We start from the raw sequence: 20,369 nt of genomic DNA on the forward strand, positions 1-20,369 counted from the left end.
CGTCGTGGAGATTTTCCGGTCGACAGCAGAATTTGCTGCCGGGCCCAAGCGCCTGCAGACGGCTAATGCCGTGACGATCGGCAATTTCGACGGTGTTCACCGAGGTCACCGGTTGGTGCTGGGCGAACTGGCCGCCGCGGCTGAACGACTTGACGTTCCCTCCGTCGTGCTGACTTTCGATCCGCACCCGGCGGCCGTGCACAGTCCCGAACACGCTCCGAAGCTCATTATGGGACTGCACGAGAAGCTTGAGAAGATTGCCGAAACAGGCGTTGATGCGGTTCTCGTCCAGCACTATACGCTCGACTTCGCGCAGGCGAGCCCTGAGGAGTTCATCCGCGACTATCTGGTCGGGCAGCTGCACGCCAGCGCTGTTGTCGTCGGCAGCGACGTGCGCTTCGGCCAAGGAAACTCGGGCGACCTCGAAACACTGCGCACCTACGGAAGACAGTGCGGAATCGACACCGTCATCGGCCTTGACGACCTCGGCGATGACGGTGGGCGGTACTCCTCGACGGAGATCCGCGCGCTCATCGACGCAGGCGATGTCGAAGCTGCAGCCGGCATCCTGGGTGAGCCGCATTCGGTGACGGGAACGGTCGTCCACGGCAATGCCCGCGGGCGCGAACTCGGCTTTCCCACGGCCAACCTGGGTTTGGTCGACGGCATGATTCCCGCAGACGGGGTCTATGCGGGCTGGACTCGCTTCAACGGCGGCGAGCGCATGCCCACGGCAATATCTGTGGGATCGAACCCCACGTTCTACGGTGACGACCGGCGGGTGGAAGCGCACATCATCGGCGTGGACTTCGCAGACCTGGATGTCTACGGCGAAGAGGCCGAAGTCGAATTCACCCATCGCATTCGCGGCCAGGTTGTCTTCAGCGGTCTGGATCAGCTGATCGAGCAGATTGCCCTAGACGTCCGCGATATCTGTACAGCGCTGGGAATTGAATGCCCGCAGCAGGCCGAGAGTCGCTTGGGCTGATATGCGGGCAGCCTCGTCGAGGCTGAGAGAAAAGTCCTGGCCGGCCTTGGGTCCGCACAGATCAGAAACCGCCCGCACCCCGGCAAAGGGAATGCCGAAGGTGTGGGCCGTCTGCGCTATGGCAGCTGTTTCCATGTCCGTGCTCAGTGCTGCGGGGAACGTGGTGCGCATATGGCCGATATTGGCTTCCGTGATGAACGACGCGCCGGATAGGGCTTCGCCGAACTTCACATGGCCTTTGCCGTCAGCCCACTGCCGAGCCGCGGTCAGCAGGCGGGCATCTGCCGGATAGTCGGTCGGCATATTCGGCACCTGGCCGGGTGCGTAGCCGAAAGCCGTCGCATCAGAATCGTGGAAGCGAACGCTGTCGGCCACCACGACATCGCCCACAGAAGTGTCTTCTCCGACCCCGCCTGCCGAACCGGCTGAAAGAACAGCGCTGGGTCGGTAGAGCATGGCGGCCTGGGTCGTCGCGGTCGCCGCATTTGCAAGGCCGATGCCGCTGCGAACGAGCACGGCCGTTCCGAAGTCAAAGCCCAGCAGCTGAAAATCTGCTGGGCCCTGCGTGCGCAGATGCTCGTGGGATTCTGCCGCAGCCAAAAAAGGTACGGCCTCTTGGTCCATGGCCACCTGAATGACAAAAGCGTCGTTCGGCGACTGGCGTGAGATCATCAGGCAAACACCCGGTCCCAATCGCTGCGCTTGGCGAGGAAGTCCCGCACTGCGGTCTTAGCGCCGTCAAGAGAATGGCTGGCTGCCCAACCGCACTGCTTTTCATTTGCAGCCGGCACCGAATCGGCTTCGAGGAGGTCGTCGAACGCCTTTTCGAGGATGGGAAGGAACGCATCCGGTTCGAGGCCGTTGGTCAGCGCGTAGAAGCCGGTCTGGCAGCCCATGGGGGAGAAGTCAACGAGCGCGTCGGTGTGATTGCGCATGTGGTGGGCCGTCATGTGCTCAATCGAGTGAATCGTCGCCATGTCCAGGTGTTCCCTGTTGGGCTGGCAGAATCGGACGTCGTATTTGATGAGTTCGACTCCGCCGGGAAATTCCGAGCGGTCGGCAACGCGCACATAGGGTGCGGCGACGGCGGTGTGATCGAGGCTGAAGGATTCTACGTTCGTGGTGTCCATGGCTCGATTATCGCAGAGGGGAGCGAACGTGTTAAGGTGGACTCCGCCGTTTTGCCGGCCGCGGTCTGATAGGGCATTCGCACCAGGCGAGTGCGCCGCGCAGCGATTTCTGAAGGAGAACCGCATGGCACTTGACAAGTCCGTTAAGCAGGAAATCATCAAGGAATACGCGACCCACGAAGGCGACACCGGTTCCCCGGAAGTTCAGATCGCCGTCATGAGCCGCCGCATCAAAGACCTCACCGAACACTTCAAGGAGCACAAGCACGACCACCACTCGCGTCGCGGTCTGCTCCTGCTGGTCGGTCAGCGCCGTCGTATGCTCAAGTACCTCGCTGAAACCGACATCGAGCGCTACCGTACGCTCATCGCGAAGCTCGGTCTTCGCCGCTGATCATCTGATCTTCAACCGCCAGCCCGCCTGCATCCCGCAGGCGGGCTGGTGTGCTTGATACACTAAACAGTGTCCAAGCCCGCATGTTGCCGGTGATCGACAGTGGCCTCCGCAACTGAGAGTGTGCGTGGGCTTCGATCGAGCACCGGGTGCGGGGACACTTCAAGTCATCCCCTATGAACGGAGACTCTTTTGGGTATTCACCCTTATTCTTCAGTTGCCCACATTGACAACGGGCGCTTCGGATCGCACACCGTGCGCTTCGAAACGGGTCGCCTGGCCCAGCAGGCCAACGGTTCGGCCGTTGCCTACCTCGACGACGACACCATGCTGCTGTCGACCACGACCGCCAGCAAGAACCCGCGCGAAGGCTTTGACTTCTTCCCGCTGACCGTCGACGTCGAAGAGCGCCAGTACGCAGCCGGCAAGATCCCCGGTTCGTTCTTCCGCCGCGAAGGACGCCCCACCACCGACGCGATCCTCACGTGCCGCCTGATCGACCGTCCGCTGCGCCCGTCCTTCGTCAAGGGCCTGCGCAATGAAGTCCAGGTGGTCGTCACGGTCATGTCGATCAACCCCGACCACATCTACGACACGCTGGCCATCAACGCCGCCTCGATGTCCACCCAGCTGGGCGGACTGCCGTTCTCCGGCCCCATCGGCGGTGTGCGCATCGCACTCATCGAAGACCAGTGGGTTGCATTCCCCAACCACTCCCAGCTGAAAGACGCTGTCTTCAACATGGCGGTTGCCGGTCGGGTCGTCGACGGCGACGTGGCCATCATGATGGTCGAAGCCGAAGCCGGCGACCAGGCGTGGGACCTCATCAAGGCAGGCGGCCAGAAGCCCACGGAAGAAGTCGTAGCCGGCGGCCTGGAAGCCGCTAAGCCCTTCATCCGCGAACTGGTTCGCGCACAGGAAGAACTCGCCGAGAAGGCTGCCAAGCCGGTCGCTGAGTTCCCCATCTTCAAATCCTATGAAGACGATGTCTACGAAGCCGTGAAAGAAGCCGCCTACGACAAGCAGGCAAAGAACTTCCAGATCGGCGACAAGCAGGAGCGCGAAGCCGCCGCTGACGCTCTGCTGGACGAACTCTACGAGCAGCTGGGTGAGAAGTTCGACGGCCGCGAAGCTGAAATCGCCGGTGCCCTCAACGCCATCACGAAGGACATCATCCGCCAGCGCATCCTCACCGAACAGGTGCGCATCGACGGACGCGGCCTGAAGGACATCCGTCCGCTGTCGGCCAATGTCGACGTTCTGCCCCGCGTTCACGGCTCGGCCCTGTTTGAGCGCGGCGAAACCCAGATTCTCGGCGTTTCGACCCTCAACATGCTCAAGATGGAGCAGCAGATCGATTCGCTGGCGCCGGAAACCTCCAAGCGCTACATGCACCACTACAACTTCCCGCCCTACTCGACGGGTGAAACCGGTCGTGTGGGAAGTCCCAAGCGCCGCGAAATCGGCCACGGTGCTCTCGCTGAGCGCGCCCTCGTTCCCGTTCTGCCCAGCCGTGAAGAGTTCCCGTATGCCATCCGCCAGGTGTCGGAGGCCCTCGGTTCGAACGGTTCGACCTCGATGGGGTCCGTGTGTGCTTCGACCCTGTCGCTGCAGGCAGCCGGTGTGCCGCTGCGCGCACCCGTAGCGGGCATCGCCATGGGCCTTGTCTCGGACATCATCGAAACCGAATCCGGACCGCAGCGCGCCTACGCCGCGCTGACCGACATCCTCGGCGCAGAAGACGCTTTCGGCGACATGGACTTCAAGGTCGCGGGAACGGAAGACTTCATCACTGCAATCCAGCTGGACACCAAGCTCGACGGCCTGCCGGCCTCCGTGCTGGGTGCCGCCCTGAAGCAGGCAAAGGAAGCCCGCCACGCCATCCTCGAAGTCATGCACGAGGCCATTGACGGTCCCGCCGCAGAAATGGCGCCCACTGCTCCGCGCATCCTCTCGGTCGTCATCCCTGTTGACAAGATCGGCGAGGTCATCGGCCCCAAGGGCAAGATGATCAACCAGATCCAGGAAGACACCGGCGCGGAGATCTCGGTCGAAGACGACGGCACCGTCCTGATCGGCTCGACCGACGGCCCGTCGGCCGAAGCTGCTCGCGATGCCATCAACGCGATCGCCAACCCGCAGGTTCCGGAAGTCGGCGAACGCTACCTGGGCACCGTTGTGAAGCTCATGAGCTTCGGTGCTTTTGTGTCGCTGAGCCCCGGCAAGGACGGTCTGCTGCACATCTCTGAGCTGCGCAAGCTCAACGGCGGCAAGCGCGTTGACGATGTCGAAGACGTCATCGGCGTCGGCCAGCCCATCCAGGTTGAGATCTCGAAGATCGACGACCGCGGCAAGCTGTCGCTGGTACCGGTCATCGACGAAGAACAGTCCTCCGACGAAGACTGACTCCGGTCTTGACTGAACCTCTTCACCGGGAGGACAGTGCGGTTGCCCGCACTGTCCTCCCGTCTGGTATCCGCGTCATTACGGAGACGATGCCGGGCCTGGGCTCGGAGACCATCGGCATCTGGGTTGGCTCGGGTTCGCGCAGCGAAACAGAACCTACTGCCGGTTCCACTCACTTCCTCGAGCACATGCTGTTCAAGGGAACCCGACAGCGCACGGCAAGGGACATAGCGCGGGAATTCGACAGGCTCGGCGGGGAAGCCAATGCGGTGACCGCAAAGGAGTACACCGCCTACTATTCTCGCTGTCTCATCGACGACCTCGACCGTGCAGCTGAAGTGCTCTGCGACATGGTGTTCAATTCGCTTCTGGACCCAGTGGAGTTCGAACGCGAGCGCAAAGTCATCATCGATGAACTGGCAATGGCGGCTGATGATCCGGTCGATGTTCTCTACGAACACTACGATTCGATCATCTACCGCGGTTCCGGCCTCGGCCGGCCCGTGGGAGCCACGAAACAGCGGATCGAACAGCTGGACCAACGCGAACTCGTCGAACACTACGCGCACGCCTATACCGGTCCGCGCATTGTCATTGCCGCCGCCGGAGGAGCAGGGCACGAAGCCGTAGTTCAGGCGTGCCGGCGGGCAGCGGAGCATCTGCCCGCCCCGGTGGGCGGCACCTCGGCAGCTGTGCACGCAGGCGAACCGGCACCTGTCTTCCACGCCGATCGCAGCGCCTTGGTCAAGCCGACCGAACAGCAGGTGCTGCTGGCAGGGGTTGAGGGCCTGCACCTGGGCCACCCGGACCGCTTCACTCTTGCGGTTCTGCAGATGCTTTTGGGAGGGGGAATGTCCTCGCGGCTGTTTCAGAGCATCCGCGAAGAGCGCGGCCTTGCCTATTCGGTGCACTGCGCGGGCTCCCAGTTCAGCGATATCGGTGACTTCGGCATCTACGCCGGCTGTGCCCCGGAAGATGCCCCAGAGGTCCTGCGGCTGATCCGAGCGGAATGCGCCGAACTGGCCGAAAACGGGCCGACCCCTGCCGAGGTGGCAGACACCGCCTCTACCAGCGCGGCTTCGGCTGTGCTCGCCATGGAGAGTTCGGCGGTTCGGATGAACCGTTTGGGCCGCAGTGAGCTGACCGGACAGCCGCTGCTGACGACTGACGAAATCGTCGGGCGGACCCGCTCGGTGACCCCGGAGGACGTGCGGGAACTCGCCGCGCGTCTTTTCAGCAGCGAGTGGGCCCTGGCGACGGTCGGTCCGCGTGACGACCTCGACTTCTGATACTTCGAACACCCTTCCCCATCAACAGCTTCTGCGCACTCGATGCCACTGAGCGAAAGGACGACGATGAACACCACCGGCGGACGCCAGCTTGCCGCGGCCCTCAAAGCACACGGCATTGAACAGGTATACGGCATTCCCGGCACGCACAACCTTGAGATCTTCGCGGGCCTGCACAGTGAGGGAATACGCGTCATCACGCCTCGGCACGAACAGGGCGGCGGCTATGCGGCCGATGGTTCGGCACGGGTTTCAGGCAAGCCGTCTGTGCTCATCACAACCACCGGACCAGCTGCGCTCAACGCTGCGGCAGCCATGCTGCAGGCGCACTCGGATTCGGTTCCGGTGCTGTTGATCAGCCCGGGTGTTCCCGTGCGCCACCCCGGTCTGGGCAATGGCCTGCTGCACGAGGTCCGCTCGCAGTCGGGTGTTTTCGATTCGATTGTGGAATCGTCGGTGCGTGTGACATCGCCCGGCGAAATCCCACAGGCGGTCGCTTATGCGTTTGCGACGATGACCACGGGCCGGAACAAGCCCGTCTACTTGGAAATCCCACTGGATGTCATCGAGGAGGACGGGCCGCACACACCCGTGCAGCCGGTGTCCGCAGATGTGCGGCTGCCGCTGGACGAAGCTGCCCTGGACTCTGCTGCCGCGTCACTTGAAGCCGCAAAGAAGCCGCTGCTGATCGCAGGGGGAGGTTCACGAGGCGCCGGTCGGGCAACCGCGCAGCTGGCGGAAGCGCTGGGCGCTCCAATTGTGGAAACGACCGCGGGCATGGGAGTTCTCGAATCGCCCAACCGGATCGGCGCCATCGGCGGCCTGGCAGCCTTCCACACGTTGCTGGGGGAATCGGATGCGCTCATCGCGGTGGGCACGGAGCTCGCTCCGAGTGAATTCTGGGACCCCGGCATGCGGCTGCCGGAAACCGTTGTGCGCATCGACATCGACCAGCGCGCCATGATCACCAACGCCGCACCGTCACATCAGCTTCTGGCCCGTGCCGAGGAGGCTGTGGCCGGTCTTGTCGACAGGCTCACCGGGCAGCCTGCGGAAGGCGAGCTGTGGTCGCAACCGCTGACACAGGAAATCGAAGCTGAACGCTCTGAGTGGCACAAACCGTTTAAGGCCCTGACTGAAGCACTCAACATTCACCGGCAGACGATTGACGGTTCGCTGACTTTGGTGGGCGATTCGTCCATGTCGTGCTATTACGGTCTGCAGCTGGGTGTCCGACTGCGTGAAGGTGACCGCTATCTGTACCCGGCAGGCGGCGGAACTCTGGGCTATAGCCTGCCGGCCGGCATCGGCGCCAAGTTCGGCCGTCCGAGTGATGAGGTCATCGCGGTTGCAGGCGACGGCGGGGCGATGTTCACTATCCAGGAGCTCATGGCAGCGGTGGAGCACCGGCTGGCAGTGTCGTTCATCATCATCGACAATGGCGGCTATGGCGAAATCGCCCGCGAAATGCTCGAACGCGGTGATGCGCCGACAGCCGTTGCGCTGGGCAGGCCGGACTTCGTTGCCCTGGCGAACGCGCTGGGTATGCAAGCGCAGAAAGTCACCGACGCCTCGCAGTTGGCGACAGGTTTGGCCGAGGCGCGCGAAGCACAAGCACCCCGCCTGTTCGTCATGGACGAACATTCGCCCACAGCCGAGTATCTGGTCAACAATCCGCAGTTCGGCAAGTCAAAACCGTCGGCGCGTCCGGTGCATATGGAATAACGGGCCGGACAGGCGCCGTTGTAGCAGGTGACGAGCTTCGATAGGCTCGAAAGCGATAGCGACAGACGTCGCTCGTTGACTTCTTAGGAGGAAGACATGACCGTCAAGTACGAACTTCCCGATCTTTCCTACGACTACGCAGCTCTGGAGCCGCACATTTCGGCACAGATCATGGAGCTGCACCACAGCAAGCACCACCAGACCTACGTCAACGGTGCGAACACTGCACTTGAGAAGCAGGCCGAAGCACGCGACAAGGGCGACTTCGCAGCCGCTGCCAAGGCATCGAAGGACCTCTCCTTCAACCTCGGCGGCCACGTCAACCACTCCATCTTCTGGAACAACATGTCCCCGGACGGCGGCGACAAGCCGACCGGCGAACTCGCTTCGGCTCTCGATGACGCCTTCGGCGATTTCGACAAGTTCCGCGGTCACTTCGAAGCTGTTGCCACCAGCATCCAGGGCTCCGGCTGGGCTGTTCTCGGTTGGGACCTGCTGGGCCAGGCTCTCACCATCGAGCAGCTGTATGACCAGCAGGGCAATGTGCAGATGGGCTACGTCCCGCTGCTGCAGCTGGACATGTGGGAGCACGCTTTCTACCTCGACTACAAGAATGTCAAGGCCGACTACGTCAAGGCCTGGTGGAACGTTGTGAACTGGGAAGACGTACAGGCTCGCTTCGAGCGCGCACGCAAGCAGGGCGAAGGCCTCCTGCTGGGCTGATAGCTCCACGCACAGAAGGCGGGGAACAGTCTCACTGTTCCCCGCCTTTTCTGTGTCTGTCCGTCTCGTGTGCTGGGCACGGCGGCTGCACTGCCGCTGCGCCAGCCCGCTCAGATTCAGCGCTTGTGGTAGAGGGACTTTCGCTGGTATTTGGGGTCTGAGGTCACGCGCATCTGCAGATTGCGGAACACCTCTTGGTCGACCGAGCCGAGCAGAGTTGTTGTGTGCACATCGCAGCTGCGCAGCTCTTTGAGCCTATCCAGCGCAGCGGCGGCGTGGTGGTCAGCCGTTGCCGAGGCAGACAGCGCAATGAGGACTTCGTCCATGTGCAGACGGGGGTTGCGGCTGCCCAAATGCTGGGTCTTGAGCGTCTGTATGGGCTCAATGTTCTCCGGCTGCAGCAGGTGGACGTCCGCGTCGATGCCCGCCAGGTGCTTCAGAGCGTTGAGCAGCATCGCCGCGGAACACCCCAGCAGTTCGGAGGTTTTGCCGGTGATGATCGTGCCGTCGTGCAGCTGCATGGCCGATGCGGGCTGACCGGTTGATGCTTCGAGGTTCTGGGCAATGCCGATGATCGGCCGGTCCGCCTCAGTGATGTGTGCTTTGCGCATGATCACGGCAATCCGCTCAGAAACGGTGTCGTCGAGGTTTTCTCGGCGCTCGTCGGCGAGTGCGGTGAAGTAGCGGCGGATGATCTCCTGCTCGGCGGCCTGGCGGACGATGTCGTCATCGCTGATGCACATGCCCGCCATGTTGACGCCCATGTCGGTGGGGGACTGGTAGGGAGATTCCCCGTAGAGCTCTTCGAGGGTGGCTTTCAGCAGCGGGAACACTTCAATATCGCGGTTGTAGCTCGTAGCTTCCCTGCCGTGGGCGCGGAGGTGGTAGGCATCGATGACGTTGATGTCGTCGAGATCAGCCGTCGCGGCCTCGTAGGCGAGATTGACCGGGTGGTCCAGGGGAAGGTTCCAGATGGGAAAAGTTTCGAACTTCGCGTAGCCGGAGGTGATGCCGCGGCGGCTGTCGAGGTAGAGCTGCGACAGGCACGTGGCGAGCTTGCCCGATCCCGGGCCGGGGCCGGTGACGACGATGAGGTCCCGGGTGGTTTCGACCCAGTCGTTTTGGCCGAAGCCGTCTTCGCTCATGATGAGCGAGGTGTTGCTCGGGTATCCGGGAATGGTCACGTGCCGGGCAACGGTGAGCCCCAGCCGTTCGAGCTTGGTGATGAATTCGCGGGCTTTGAGGTTGCCTTCGTCCAGCTGCGTCATGACGATGTTGTCCACGGTGAAGCCCTCTTCGCGGAAGGCGTCGATCAGGCGGAGAACGTCGTCCTCGTAGCTGATTCCCAAATCAGCGCGCATTTTGTGGCGGTCCAGATCGCGGGCGCTGACGCAGACGAGGATTTCGAGTTCGTCTTTCAGTTCGGCAAGCATGGCCAGTTTGTTGTTCGGGGTGAAGCCCGGCAGAACCCGTGAGGCGTGATGGTCGTCGAAGAGCTTGCCGCCCATTTCGAGGTAGAGCTTGCCGCCGATGTCCCGGCGTCGCTGGGCAATGTGTGCTGACTGTTGGCGGATGTATTCTGCGCTGTCGAATCCGAGGGGAGCCTGCATGGTCTTTGATATTAACACCGCGGTGGGATGACAAAATGGGTCTGACCAACAGAAAGGAATCACGTGGCAGTCAAAGTCGGAGTCATCGGAGCATCAGGACGTATGGGCTCGCACGCCGTCGAAGCAGTGAAGGCAGCCGACGGCATGGAGTTGGTGGCGACGATCGGCCGTGAAGACGATCTTTCGTCCGTCGTAGAAGCCGGGGCTGAAGTCGCTGTTGAACTCACCGTGCCCAAATCAACGGAGGACAATGTTCACTTTCTGGTCAGCCGCGGCATTCACTGTGTTGTCGGCACGACCGGGTGGAGTGAGGAACGTCTGCAGCGCCTGGCAGAGCTTGCGCAGCAGCATCCGGACGTCGGTGTTCTCATCGCCCCGAACTTTTCAATCGGTGCGGTCTTGGCCATGCAGTTCGCTGAACTTGCCGCGCCCTATTTCGAATCCGCGGAGGTCATCGAAATACACCACACGCGGAAACTCGATGCCCCCTCCGGCACAGCAGTCTCAACAGCCCAGCGGATTGCCGCGGTGCGCAGCGATGTAGGCCTGCCGGACGTTCCCGATGCAACCGAAGAAGACCCTCACGGTGCCCGTGGGGCCGTGGTCGACGGCATTCATGTTCACGCCGTCCGCCAGCTGGGGATGAACGCCTCAGAGGAGATCCACTTCGGCTCGGCACATGAAGCGCTGACCATCCGCACCGATTCGCACTCGACCGAGGCCTTTATGCCGGGAATCATCACGGCTGTCAGAAAGGTTGATCAGCACCCCGGTCTGACGGTGGGGCTCGAAAAGTACCTCTGATGTCCAAGGCGAAGATCGGGGCGACAGTCATTTCGGCGCTGCTGGCCCTCTACCTCATCTTCATGGTGCAGCGAGGCGCCATCATGCTGCGTGAACCCAGCATCGTCGCGAAGGTGCTTGCCGTGGCACTGCTCGCGCTGCCGATCATCGGCGCGTGGGCGCTCATCGTCGAGCTCCTCTTCGGTGCTCGCATTGAGCGCCTGGGCAGGCAGCTTGCCGCGGAAGGCGGTCTGCCGCCCGACGATCTTCCTCGCACGCCGGGCGGGCGGATTGTTCGCGAAGCCGCTGACGAGCAGTTTGAACTCTTCGCCCGCGAAGCAGAAGAAGCCCCCGGCGACTGGCGCTCGTGGTTCCGCCTGTCGATGGCCTATGACGCGGCGGGGGATCGTCGGCGCGCCCGCAGCACCATGCGCAAAGCCATCAGCATGGAGCGAACCACCCGCGGCTGACTACGGCGGCTGCCTGAAATCTGACCGCAGCCAGTCTCAGCTCAGGCGGTCCCGCATTATTCGACTTCAGCGCACCGTCAGACGCACAGCCGCGGATGCAGCTGCCTCCAGCGGTCCGCGCCGTGAGATGACAGCCTTCCACACCACGGCAATGCCGATGAGCACGACCGCGTGGACGGCGTACTCCGCGGTGGGGTCCATGCCCTTCGTCAGTTCAAGCAGAACGACGTGCAGCGAATATACGGTGAGTGTCATTGAGCCCGGTGCGTGCAGCGGCAGCAGCAGCCGCGCGGCGGCCACGGGGAAGCTGATGAACAGCAGGCAGAACACGCCGATGGCCGCCGCCGCTGCCCCCGCTGTGCCGATGAGGTCCAGGGGAGTGCCGGTGTGCGGTCCGCTTACTGCTAGCCACCACGGGGTGTCGGTGGGGACGGTTCCCCAGTTGCCGTAGAGCGTGGCCTGTTCGAGAAGGCCCGGTTTCTCGGCTGCCGAAGCCGAAAGCACCTCCCAGCCGTGCCACACCATCAGCAGGCTCGAGACGGCTGGAGCCATGACGGCTGCTCCCAAGCCCGCGGCTGTCGCTGTTATCGCGGACTGCCGTGACCAGCGGACGTGCGCTAAGGCCATGCCCACGAGGATGTAGCTCATCCACTGCAGCGCCGGATAGTAGCCGGTGAGGACAATTGACTGCAGAAGGCCCACCGGATCGAAAAGCGAATAGAGGCTTGGGACCGCGAGGTCCTGTTCGAGCTGCCAATGCGCACGGATGGCGTGGGAGGCGAAGGGGGAAGCCACAAGCCACACGGCAGCCAGTGCTGCCAGCGTGCGCCCGCGCAGGGGCAGCAGGACAGAGGCTGCGATGAACAGGAAACCGTAGACGGTCAGAATGATTGCCAGGCGAGTGCTGATGGTGCCGAGCAACAGACCTACCGTGAAGATGATGACCCCGCGAACAACCGCGGCTGCGATGGCTTTGCCCGGGGTGGACAGTGATCGTGACTGTGAGGCCAGAACGAGCGAAAACCCGGCCAGAACAGCAAACAGGGCGCTTGAACGACCGGCGAACATCACGGCCCAGGTCGGTTCGAAGTCGTCAGTATTGAGACGGTAGACATGGGTGACGACCATGCCGAAGAGAGCTGAGCCGCGGGCCGCATCAATCCAGAGCAGACGCCCCTGCGGAAAGACCCTGTCAATCGGGTTCATGCTTGTGATTGTGCCACGGTCCGCCGCCGAGTGAGGAAGCACAGCCCCAGCCGCTGACGGTACAGTAGGAGGCATGGCTACACAGGGAGATTCACAAGCAGCGCAGGCGACCGCCGCTTTCGGTCGCGTTGGTACGGCTATGCTGACGCCCTTCAAGGGCGAAGACGTCGACTTCGATGCGGCGCAGGCGGTGGCCGAACACCTGGTGAACACGGGCAACGACATGCTGGTCGTCTCCGGCACCACTGGCGAATCTCCAACAACGTCATTTGACGAAAAGGGCGACCTGCTGCGCGCGGTGAAAGAAGCTGTTCCCGAGCACGTGCGCATTGTCGCGGGCATCGGCACAAACGACACGCGCAGCAGTATCGCCAATGTCGAACAGGCCGTCGAAGCCGGAGCCCACGGACTTCTGGCCGTCACCCCGTACTACTCCAAGCCATCGCAGGCGGCGATCGCTGCGCACATGCGGGCAGTCGCCGGGGCTTCGGACCTGCCGCTGATGCTCTATGACATTCCAGGCCGTTCGGGTGTTCCCATTGAAGCCGAAACGCTGATCGAGCTTGCCGATTGTCCTACAATCCTGGCGGTCAAAGATGCCAAGGGCGATATCGCATCGTCTATCGAGGTCATGGCGAAAACCGACCTCGTCTACTACTCGGGCGAAGACGCCCTCAACCTGCCGCTGCTTGCCGCCGGCGCCGTCGGCGTAGTGTCGGTCGCCGGGCACGTAGTCGCCCGTCCTCTGTCTGAAATGGTGGATCTGGTCGCTGCGAATGACATCGCCTCGGCTCGCCGCCTGGCCCTGGACCTTGTTCCTGTGGTCGACGCAATCATGAATCACATGCCCGGGGTGGTTTCCGCTAAGGCCTGTCTTGAACTCATGGGCGTGATTCCCTCCCGCGCAGTGCGCATGCCTCTTCTGCCGGCCACGCCAGAACAGGTCGACTTCCTGCGCCGAACATTGGAAGGACACGGTTTTCTTCAGTGATTGAACTGCCAACCGACCTCGGAACACCCCCGAAGGTCGACACCAACGCCCTGCGGATCGTAGCTCTCGGCGGTCTCGGTGAGGTTGGGCGCAACATGACGGTCTTCGAGACCGGCGGCAAGCTCCTCATCATCGATGCCGGTGTGCTCTTTCCCGAAGAAGAACAGCCGGGAGTCGATCTCATCCTGCCGGACTTCTCGTACCTCGACGGGCGGGAAAAAGACGTTGTCGGCATTGCGCTGACCCACGGCCACGAAGATCACATCGGTGCTGTGCCGTATTTGCTGCGCAAGCTGGGCCGCGACGTCCCGATCCTCGGCTCGACTCTGACACTGGCTCTCGTGGAGCCGAAGCTCAAAGAGCACCGTGTGAGGGCCAGAACGAAAGTCGTGTCCGAAGGCGACCGCGAAAAGCTCGGTCCGTTCGACCTTGAATTCATTGCCGTCAACCATTCGATTCCTGATGCTCTTGCCGTTTTCCTGCGCACAGACGCGGGAACCATCCTGCACACCGGCGACTTCAAAATGGACCAGCTGCCGCTGGATGGGCGGATAACAGACCTGCGCTCTTTCGCCAGGGTCGGAGAAGAAGGTGTTGACCTTTTCCTCACTGATTCCACGAATGCGGAAGTTCCCGGCTTCACCGCTCATGAGCGCAATATCGGGCGGGTCCTCGAACAGCAGTTCAGCCACGCATCGCGCCGGGTGATCGTGGCGTCCTTTGCATCGCACGTCCACCGCGTGCAGCAGGTTCTCGAAGCCGCAGTCGCCCACGGTCGCAAAGTGGCCTTTGTCGGCCGCTCCATGGTGCGGAATATGAAGATCGCCCAGGAGCTCGGCTATCTCAAAGCGCCCGCGGGCTCCATCATCGATCTCAAACAGGTTGACGATCTTCCCGAAGACCAGGTTGTGCTCATGTGCACCGGTTCTCAGGGCGAGCCCATGGCCGCACTGTCGCGCATGGCCAACGGCACCCACCAGATCGACCTCAACGAAGACGACACCGTCATCTTGGCAAGTTCGCTTATCCCCGGGAACGAAAACTCAGTGTCCCGCGTGATCAACGGTCTGATGCGCTTGGGCGCAACCGTCATCCACAAGGGCAACGCCGCGGTTCACGTCTCCGGCCACGCTTCGGCAGGTGAGCTCCTGTACGCCTATAACATCGTCAAACCCAGAGGCGTTATGCCGGTGCACGGCGAATGGCGCCACATGCTGGCCAACGCCAAACTGGCGATGGACACCGGGGTGCCCAAGGAGAAGGTCGTCGTGGCTGATGACGGCTGGGTTGTCGACCTCAAGAACGGGCAGGCCTCAATTGTCGGGGCCGTGCCGTGTGAGTACGTCTTCGTTGACGGCAAATCGGTCGGCTATGTCACGGAAGACGATCTGCGCGACCGCCGCGTGCTTGCCGGCGAGGGCTTTGTGTCGATCTTCATGACGATCGATGTGAAGAACCGCGAAATCGTTGCCGGACCGGAAATCCACACGCGGGGTGTCGCTGAGCACGACCGCGTGTTCGACACCATCAAGCCGAAGATCGCCAAGGCGGTGGAGGACGCTCTGGACGACGGAGTGAAGAATCAGCACCGTCTGCAGCAGATCATCCGCCGCACCATTGGCCGCTGGCTGTCGACCAAGCTGCGCCGCGGCCCCATGATCGTGCCGATGGTGGTGCTTGTCGGCGGCGAGGACTGAGCACCGAAGCCAAGACCTGCTGGCTGGGCGAGGGAAGTACCCCTCGCCCAGCCTGTTTATATGAGGCATGTTGGAGCGTGCTTCAGTGCCGAGAAGCCCACACTGCGGTCAGCTTTGCCGCGGCGGTGTGCAGCGCCTTGGCCACAGAATCGTAGACGTCTTCTGTCAGGCGGGAAGTCGGCGATGATGTTGACAGCGCGGCTGGCACCGGTGCGCCGGGCACATGAACGGCCAGGCAGCGAACGCCCACTTCCTGCTCTTCGTCATCAAGGGCGAATCCGCGTTCTCGGCTCAGAGTGAGCTCCGCGCGCAACGCCTGGTCATCAGCTGCCGAGGCGGAGCCGAGTATCGCGTCCACTTCACCGGGTTGCAGGTGGGCCAGTGTCGCTTTGCCCACGCCCGAACTGTGCATGGGAACCCGGGCGCCGACTTCTGTGAACATTCGCATGGATCGGCGGGACGCGGCCTGGGCAACGTAGGTCATGGTCGTGCCCTGCATAAAAGCGAGGTTGACGGTCTCTCCGAGTTCTTCGGCCAGGCGGTCGAGGATCGGCTGGAGGTCATAGCCGACCTGGGACGCTGCCTGCGCTCCCAGTCGAATGAGGGCTGCTCCCAGGGAATAGCGCTTGTCGGGAAGCTGGCCCACATAGCCTCGGGCTGACAGGGTCGCAAGGATTCGGTGAACTGTCGGGGCGGGCAGGTTCAGCTGTTCTGCAAGGTCGATCGAGCGGGCGGCCCCGCCCATGGAGCCGAGCGCTTCGAGTACGTCGAGGGTGCGGTCAACCGATTGGACTCGCGACGTCGGTGCCATTGTGCCTCCTTGCTGCACGCACAAACCGGTGCGATGTATAACACATCTAGGGTAGTATATTGATTTCGCTAGATGGAAATGAAAATTCATTTTCAGACTCTGCTGCCTATACGCAAAATGCCGCTGATAGTCAAAAGGTGGGCCGATGCTCGAAGAACTGATCTCCTCCCTGCCCGACGGTGTTGTCACCGTCAATCCAGACCAGATGGAGGCGTACCGTCGCGACCGCGCGAACGATCCCAATGCCGGAATGCCGCTGGCCGTTGTGCGGGCTCGCAGTGCCGAACACGTGCAGACTGCAGTTCGCTGGGCCGCCGAGCATGACGTTCCCGTCATTCCCCGTGGTGCCGGTTCCGGTCTGTCCGGCGGTTCGACCGCGCAGGACGGCGCCATCGTCATCTCCCTGGACAAGATGCGCGACATCACCATCGACGTCGCAACCCGCACGGCCGTCGTGCAGCCCGGCGCGTACAACGGGGAGGTCAATGCTGCGGCGCAGGCAGAGGGGCTGTGGTACCCGCCGGACCCTGCTTCGCGCGAGTTCTGTTCGATCGGCGGCAATATTTCGACCAACGCCGGCGGTCTGTGCTGCGTGAAGTACGGTGTCACAACGGACTACGTTCTGGGTCTGAAGGTGGTGCTGGCCGACGGCAAGCTCATCACCCTGGGCGGTCCGCGCGTGAAGGACGTGGCGGGCTTTTCGCTGACCAAGCTGTTCATCGGCTCCGAAGGTGCGCTCGGCATCGTCGTGGAGATCACCCTGCGGCTGGTTCCCAAGCAGCGCACCCCCTCGACCCTCGTGGCTGTCTTCCCCAGTCTCGAGTGCTCCTCGAAGGCGGTGCTCGACATCACCCGCGGCATGCAGCCGTCCATGCTCGAATTCATGGACAATGCGACCATCAACGCGGTTGAAGATGACCTGCGCATGGGGTTGGATCGCGCTGCGGCGGCCATGCTCATCATCCAGTCGGATGAACCTGCAGAGTTTGCCGCATTCGAAATGCAGCGGATGGAAGACATCTGCAACGCGGCCGGGGCCACCGAGTGCCTGTCGACAACCGACCCGGATGAAGGTGAGCAGTTCGCCTTTGCCCGCCGTCATGCAATTCCGGCCATCGAGAAGACCGGCTCCATCCTTCTGGAGGACGTCGGTGTCCCCATTCCCAAGCTGGGTGACCTCGTTGTGGGCATTGCCGAGATCGCAGAGCGCAATGGTGTGCGCATTCCCGTTATGGCCCACGCCGGTGACGGCAACACCCACCCGCTCGTCGTCTTCGACCCCACTGTTGAAGGCGAAGAGGAGCGGGCCAACAAGGCCTACGGTGAGGTTATGAGCCTGGCCATCAACCTGGGCGGAACCATCACGGGTGAGCACGGCGTCGGCAAGCTCAAGCAGCCGTGGCTGAAGGACTACCTGGGCGACGATGTGTACGAACTCAACGAGCGCATCAAAAAGGCACTGGATCCCCAGGGCATTCTCAATCCCGGGACGATGGTTGTCGTAGGACCGCACGCTAAGCCCAACGCCTGATTCTGGCTATGCGGAGGCCTGTTGGGGCGGCTGTTGACTCCAGCGGGACCTTCCGCCTAATCTTTCAATGTGTGAATCAAAGATTTCACAATGTGGAATCACACGAATAGGAGACAGACAATGACCACTGCCGATCTGCAGCTTCCTGAAGGCATGGAAATCACCGCTGAGCTCAAACCCGAATACTCCAAGGTCCTCACCGCTGAGGCCCTGCAGCTCATCGCCGACCTCCACCGCAAGTACGAAGGCGAACGCCAGGAGCGCCTGGCGGCGCGCATCGAGCGTCAGAAGTTCTTGGACGAAGGCGGCGAGCTCGACTTCCTTGAAGAGACCAAGGCCATTCGCGAAGACGATTCGTGGCAGGTGGCACCTCCGGCCCCCGGTCTGGAGGACCGCCGTGTTGAGGTCACCGGCCCCACCTACCGCAAGATGACGATCAACGCGCTGAACTCCGGCGCCAAGGCGTGGCTGGCCGACCAGGAAGACGCCAACACCCCCGCCTGGGATTCCGTCATCGGCGGGCAGATCAACCTGCTTGACGCGACCAACCGTGAAATCGACTTCGTTGCCGAAGAGACCGGCAAGGAATACAAGCTGCGTCCAGATGAAGAGCTGCCCACCATCATCGTCCGCCCCCGCGGCTGGCACATGACCGAAAAGCACATCCTCGTGGACGGCAACCCCGTCTCCGGTTCGATCGTCGACTTCGTTCTGTACTTCGCAAGTGCAGGCCGCAAGCAGATCGAAAAGGGCCGCGGCCCGTACTTCTATCTGCCGAAGATGGAATCGCACCTGGAAGCGCGCCTGTGGAACAACATCTTCGTTGATGCCCAGGAAGCTCTCGGTGTTCCGCGCGGCACCATCCGCGCCACCTGCCTCATCGAGACCTACCCGGCGGCATTCGAAATGGAGGAGATCCTCTACGAACTGCGCGAACACTCCTCGGGTCTGAACGCCGGTCGCTGGGACTACATCTTCTCGGTCATCAAGACCCACAGGAATAAGGGCGAAGACTGGATCACCCCGGACCGCGCCCAGGTCACCATGACCGTTCCGTTCATGCGCGCCTACACCGAACTTCTGGTGCGCACCTGCCACAAGCGCGGCGCGCACGCCATCGGCGGTATGTCGGCCTTCATTCCCTCGAAGGATGAAGAAGCCAACAAGAAGGCCTACGACCAGGTCACGAACGACAAGTCGCGTGAGGCCGGCGACGGCTTCGACGGTTCGTGGGTTGCCCACCCCGGAATGGTGGAAACCTGTAAGGAAGCCTTCACCAAGGTTCTGGGCGAGCGCCCCAACCAGATCGACAAGAAGCGCGAAGACGTCAGCGTTTCCGCGACTGACCTGCTCAGTGTGAAGGACACTCCCGGCCAGATCACTGAAGGCGGGCTGCGCACCAACATCTCGGTGGGCATCCAGTACGTCCAGTCGTGGCTCAACGGCAACGGCGCAGCCGCCATCAACGGTCTGATGGAGGACGCCGCGACCGCAGAAATCTCGCGCAGCCAGGTGTGGCAGTGGGTGAAGGAAGGCGTGAAGCTCGACGACTCCGGCGAGCAGATCACGAAGGACTTCGTCCAGAAGCTCATCGACGAAGAGACTGCCAAGCTCTCGGGTGACAACCTCGAGCAGGCAACCAAGCTCTTCACCGAAATGGCGCTGGATGAGGAATACCACGACTTTCTCACCCTTCCCGCCTATGAACTGCTGGGCTGATGGAGCCCTGAGCTGAAGGCCTTCCGCCTGACGCTCGCACACTGTGGCCCTCGCGAAGTATTCGCGGGGGCCACAGTGTGTTCTGGCTTCTGCCGGAGAGCAGTTGCCAGGTGGCAGCTACTTGCCGCGCAGAACCTCTGCCGCGGCAGAAACCGTGTCCGGGGTGTACATCGACCCGAACAGGTGAACGTGGGCCAGAAGGCCGAAAAGCTGGTGGGCGGGAATGTCGTTCCGCCACTTCTTCGGCATGGCGTGCTCGGACTCATAGCCGGCATAGATCTCATCGAGGTGAGGCGCACCGAACATGGCGAGCATCGCCAAATCCTCTAATCGGTGGCCGCCGTGGGCCGCCGGGTCGATGAGCACCGCACCGTCGACCGTCCACATGAGGTTCCCGCTCCACAGATCCCCGTGGACGCGTGCCGGATCTTCGGCGGGCCCACCGGCTATCCCGTCGTAGGCCCCATCAGCGATGAGGTTGACAGCGTCTTCAACCGTGCTTGCGCCCCGGTCGCCCAGCTGCCCACGGGTCCGTTCCAACAGCGGGCGCAGACGATCTTCCGCCCAGAACTCACCAAAGGATTCACGAGGTGCCGTCGGCACCTCGAACGGCTGACTCAGGGGACCGAAGTAGGCGGGGGAGTGGGGCGCCCAGCCGAACCCGGATGCTCCGCTGTTGTGCAGGAGGGCCAGCTGCGCACCAAAGGTGCGCGCCGCCTCGGGAGTCGATGGGGCAGGCTCCAGTCGTTGAAGCTCCAGCCGGTCATCTGCCACGCCGAGTACGCGAACCACCGGAATGACTCCCGGTTCAGCAAGCCACCGCAGACCGGCGGCCTCGGCTTCGAAGAAACCGGCAGGTGTACCGTTGCGCTGCTTTGTGAAAGTCATGTCTTCAG

18 protein-coding genes are annotated in these 20,369 nt (G+C 62.4%); 12 read left to right on the forward strand and 6 right to left on the reverse strand.

Annotated elements, in window-relative coordinates; translation table 11 throughout:
• Positions 1 to 4: 4 nt before the first annotated feature.
• On the forward strand, positions 5 to 988 hold the full coding sequence (locus HMPREF3162_RS05400) for a bifunctional riboflavin kinase/FAD synthetase (protein WP_370919388.1): 984 nt from the start codon (positions 5 to 7) through the stop codon (positions 986 to 988).
• On the opposite strand, the gene mtnN is transcribed toward HMPREF3162_RS05400, so the two are convergent.
• Together mtnN and HMPREF3162_RS05410 are read right to left on the reverse strand one after the other, a co-directional pair.
• Positions 917 to 1,660, reverse strand: coding sequence for a 5'-methylthioadenosine/S-adenosylhomocysteine nucleosidase (gene mtnN, locus HMPREF3162_RS05405; protein ID WP_070777146.1), 744 nt, complete (start codon positions 1,658 to 1,660; stop codon positions 917 to 919). The genes HMPREF3162_RS05400 and mtnN overlap by 72 nt on opposite strands.
• Complete coding sequence (locus HMPREF3162_RS05410; RefSeq protein WP_070574308.1) at positions 1,660 to 2,118, reverse strand: S-ribosylhomocysteine lyase; 459 nt, start codon at positions 2,116 to 2,118, stop codon at positions 1,660 to 1,662. Before HMPREF3162_RS05410 ends, mtnN begins: the two co-directional genes overlap by 1 nt.
• A gap of 124 nt (positions 2,119 to 2,242) precedes the next feature.
• On the opposite strand from HMPREF3162_RS05410, the gene rpsO reads away from it, so the two are divergent.
• The 5 genes from rpsO (at position 2,243) to HMPREF3162_RS05435 (ending at position 8,655) form a co-directional block, all read left to right on the forward strand.
• Entirely contained in the window at positions 2,243 to 2,512 is a 270-nt protein-coding gene (gene rpsO, locus HMPREF3162_RS05415; RefSeq protein WP_070777147.1) for a 30S ribosomal protein S15, read from the forward strand.
• 192 nt (positions 2,513 to 2,704) lie between these two features.
• The gene (locus tag HMPREF3162_RS05420; RefSeq protein WP_070777148.1) at positions 2,705 to 4,918 is read left to right on the forward strand and encodes a polyribonucleotide nucleotidyltransferase; all 2,214 of its coding nucleotides are present in this window, start codon (positions 2,705 to 2,707) and stop codon (positions 4,916 to 4,918) included.
• A gap of 8 nt (positions 4,919 to 4,926) precedes the next feature.
• Complete coding sequence (locus HMPREF3162_RS05425) at positions 4,927 to 6,207, forward strand: M16 family metallopeptidase (RefSeq protein WP_070777149.1); 1,281 nt, start codon at positions 4,927 to 4,929, stop codon at positions 6,205 to 6,207.
• Between the two features lie 66 nt (positions 6,208 to 6,273).
• A complete protein-coding gene (locus HMPREF3162_RS05430) occupies positions 6,274 to 7,932 on the forward strand; it encodes a thiamine pyrophosphate-binding protein (RefSeq protein WP_070777150.1) in 1,659 nt (552 codons plus the stop codon).
• 96 nt (positions 7,933 to 8,028) lie between these two features.
• Positions 8,029 to 8,655: a superoxide dismutase gene (locus HMPREF3162_RS05435; protein ID WP_070574318.1), complete on the forward strand. Its 627-nt coding sequence runs from the start codon at positions 8,029 to 8,031 to the stop codon at positions 8,653 to 8,655.
• 116 nt (positions 8,656 to 8,771) lie between these two features.
• Here HMPREF3162_RS05435 and HMPREF3162_RS05440 read toward each other — a convergent pair whose 3' ends face one another.
• Positions 8,772 to 10,265: a DUF1846 domain-containing protein gene (locus HMPREF3162_RS05440; RefSeq protein ID WP_070574320.1), complete on the reverse strand. Its 1,494-nt coding sequence runs from the start codon at positions 10,263 to 10,265 to the stop codon at positions 8,772 to 8,774.
• Positions 10,266 to 10,328: 63 nt separating this feature from the next.
• Here HMPREF3162_RS05440 and dapB point away from each other — a divergent pair, with 63 nt between their 5' ends.
• Both dapB and HMPREF3162_RS05450 read left to right on the forward strand, forming a co-directional pair.
• Positions 10,329 to 11,069 (forward strand): 4-hydroxy-tetrahydrodipicolinate reductase, encoded by a 741-nt coding sequence (gene dapB / locus HMPREF3162_RS05445; protein WP_083304137.1) that lies wholly within the window; start codon positions 10,329 to 10,331, stop codon positions 11,067 to 11,069.
• The gene (locus HMPREF3162_RS05450) at positions 11,069 to 11,518 is read left to right on the forward strand and encodes a hypothetical protein (protein WP_070574321.1); all 450 of its coding nucleotides are present in this window, start codon (positions 11,069 to 11,071) and stop codon (positions 11,516 to 11,518) included. The genes dapB and HMPREF3162_RS05450 overlap by 1 nt, the downstream gene beginning before the upstream one ends.
• Before the next feature lie 66 nt (positions 11,519 to 11,584).
• On the opposite strand, the gene HMPREF3162_RS05455 is transcribed toward HMPREF3162_RS05450, so the two are convergent.
• On the reverse strand, positions 11,585 to 12,724 hold the full coding sequence (locus HMPREF3162_RS05455; protein WP_070777172.1) for a heparan-alpha-glucosaminide N-acetyltransferase domain-containing protein: 1,140 nt from the start codon (positions 12,722 to 12,724) through the stop codon (positions 11,585 to 11,587).
• A gap of 73 nt (positions 12,725 to 12,797) precedes the next feature.
• On the opposite strand from HMPREF3162_RS05455, the gene dapA reads away from it, so the two are divergent.
• The gene (dapA, locus tag HMPREF3162_RS05460; protein WP_070574325.1) at positions 12,798 to 13,715 is read left to right on the forward strand and encodes a 4-hydroxy-tetrahydrodipicolinate synthase; all 918 of its coding nucleotides are present in this window, start codon (positions 12,798 to 12,800) and stop codon (positions 13,713 to 13,715) included.
• Positions 13,712 to 15,412 (forward strand): ribonuclease J, encoded by a 1,701-nt coding sequence (locus HMPREF3162_RS05465; protein ID WP_070574326.1) that lies wholly within the window; start codon positions 13,712 to 13,714, stop codon positions 15,410 to 15,412. Before dapA ends, HMPREF3162_RS05465 begins: the two co-directional genes overlap by 4 nt.
• Before the next feature lie 82 nt (positions 15,413 to 15,494).
• Here the strand turns inward: HMPREF3162_RS05465 and HMPREF3162_RS05470 are convergent, their stop codons facing one another.
• Complete coding sequence (locus tag HMPREF3162_RS05470; protein WP_070777151.1) at positions 15,495 to 16,223, reverse strand: IclR family transcriptional regulator; 729 nt, start codon at positions 16,221 to 16,223, stop codon at positions 15,495 to 15,497.
• Positions 16,224 to 16,368: 145 nt separating this feature from the next.
• On the opposite strand from HMPREF3162_RS05470, the gene HMPREF3162_RS05475 reads away from it, so the two are divergent.
• Together HMPREF3162_RS05475 and aceB are read left to right on the forward strand one after the other, a co-directional pair.
• The gene (locus HMPREF3162_RS05475) at positions 16,369 to 17,754 is read left to right on the forward strand and encodes an FAD-binding oxidoreductase (protein ID WP_070574330.1); all 1,386 of its coding nucleotides are present in this window, start codon (positions 16,369 to 16,371) and stop codon (positions 17,752 to 17,754) included.
• Positions 17,755 to 17,874: 120 nt separating this feature from the next.
• On the forward strand, positions 17,875 to 19,473 hold the full coding sequence (aceB, locus tag HMPREF3162_RS05480) for a malate synthase A (RefSeq protein ID WP_070574331.1): 1,599 nt from the start codon (positions 17,875 to 17,877) through the stop codon (positions 19,471 to 19,473).
• 117 nt (positions 19,474 to 19,590) lie between these two features.
• Here the strand turns inward: aceB and HMPREF3162_RS05485 are convergent, their stop codons facing one another.
• On the reverse strand, positions 19,591 to 20,361 hold the full coding sequence (locus tag HMPREF3162_RS05485) for a fructosamine kinase family protein (RefSeq protein ID WP_070574333.1): 771 nt from the start codon (positions 20,359 to 20,361) through the stop codon (positions 19,591 to 19,593).
• Between the last annotated feature and the right edge of the window lie 8 nt (positions 20,362 to 20,369).

The organism is Brevibacterium sp. HMSC07C04, assembly GCF_001815905.1.
In the GTDB taxonomy this organism is placed as follows: domain Bacteria; phylum Actinomycetota; class Actinomycetes; order Actinomycetales; family Brevibacteriaceae; genus Brevibacterium.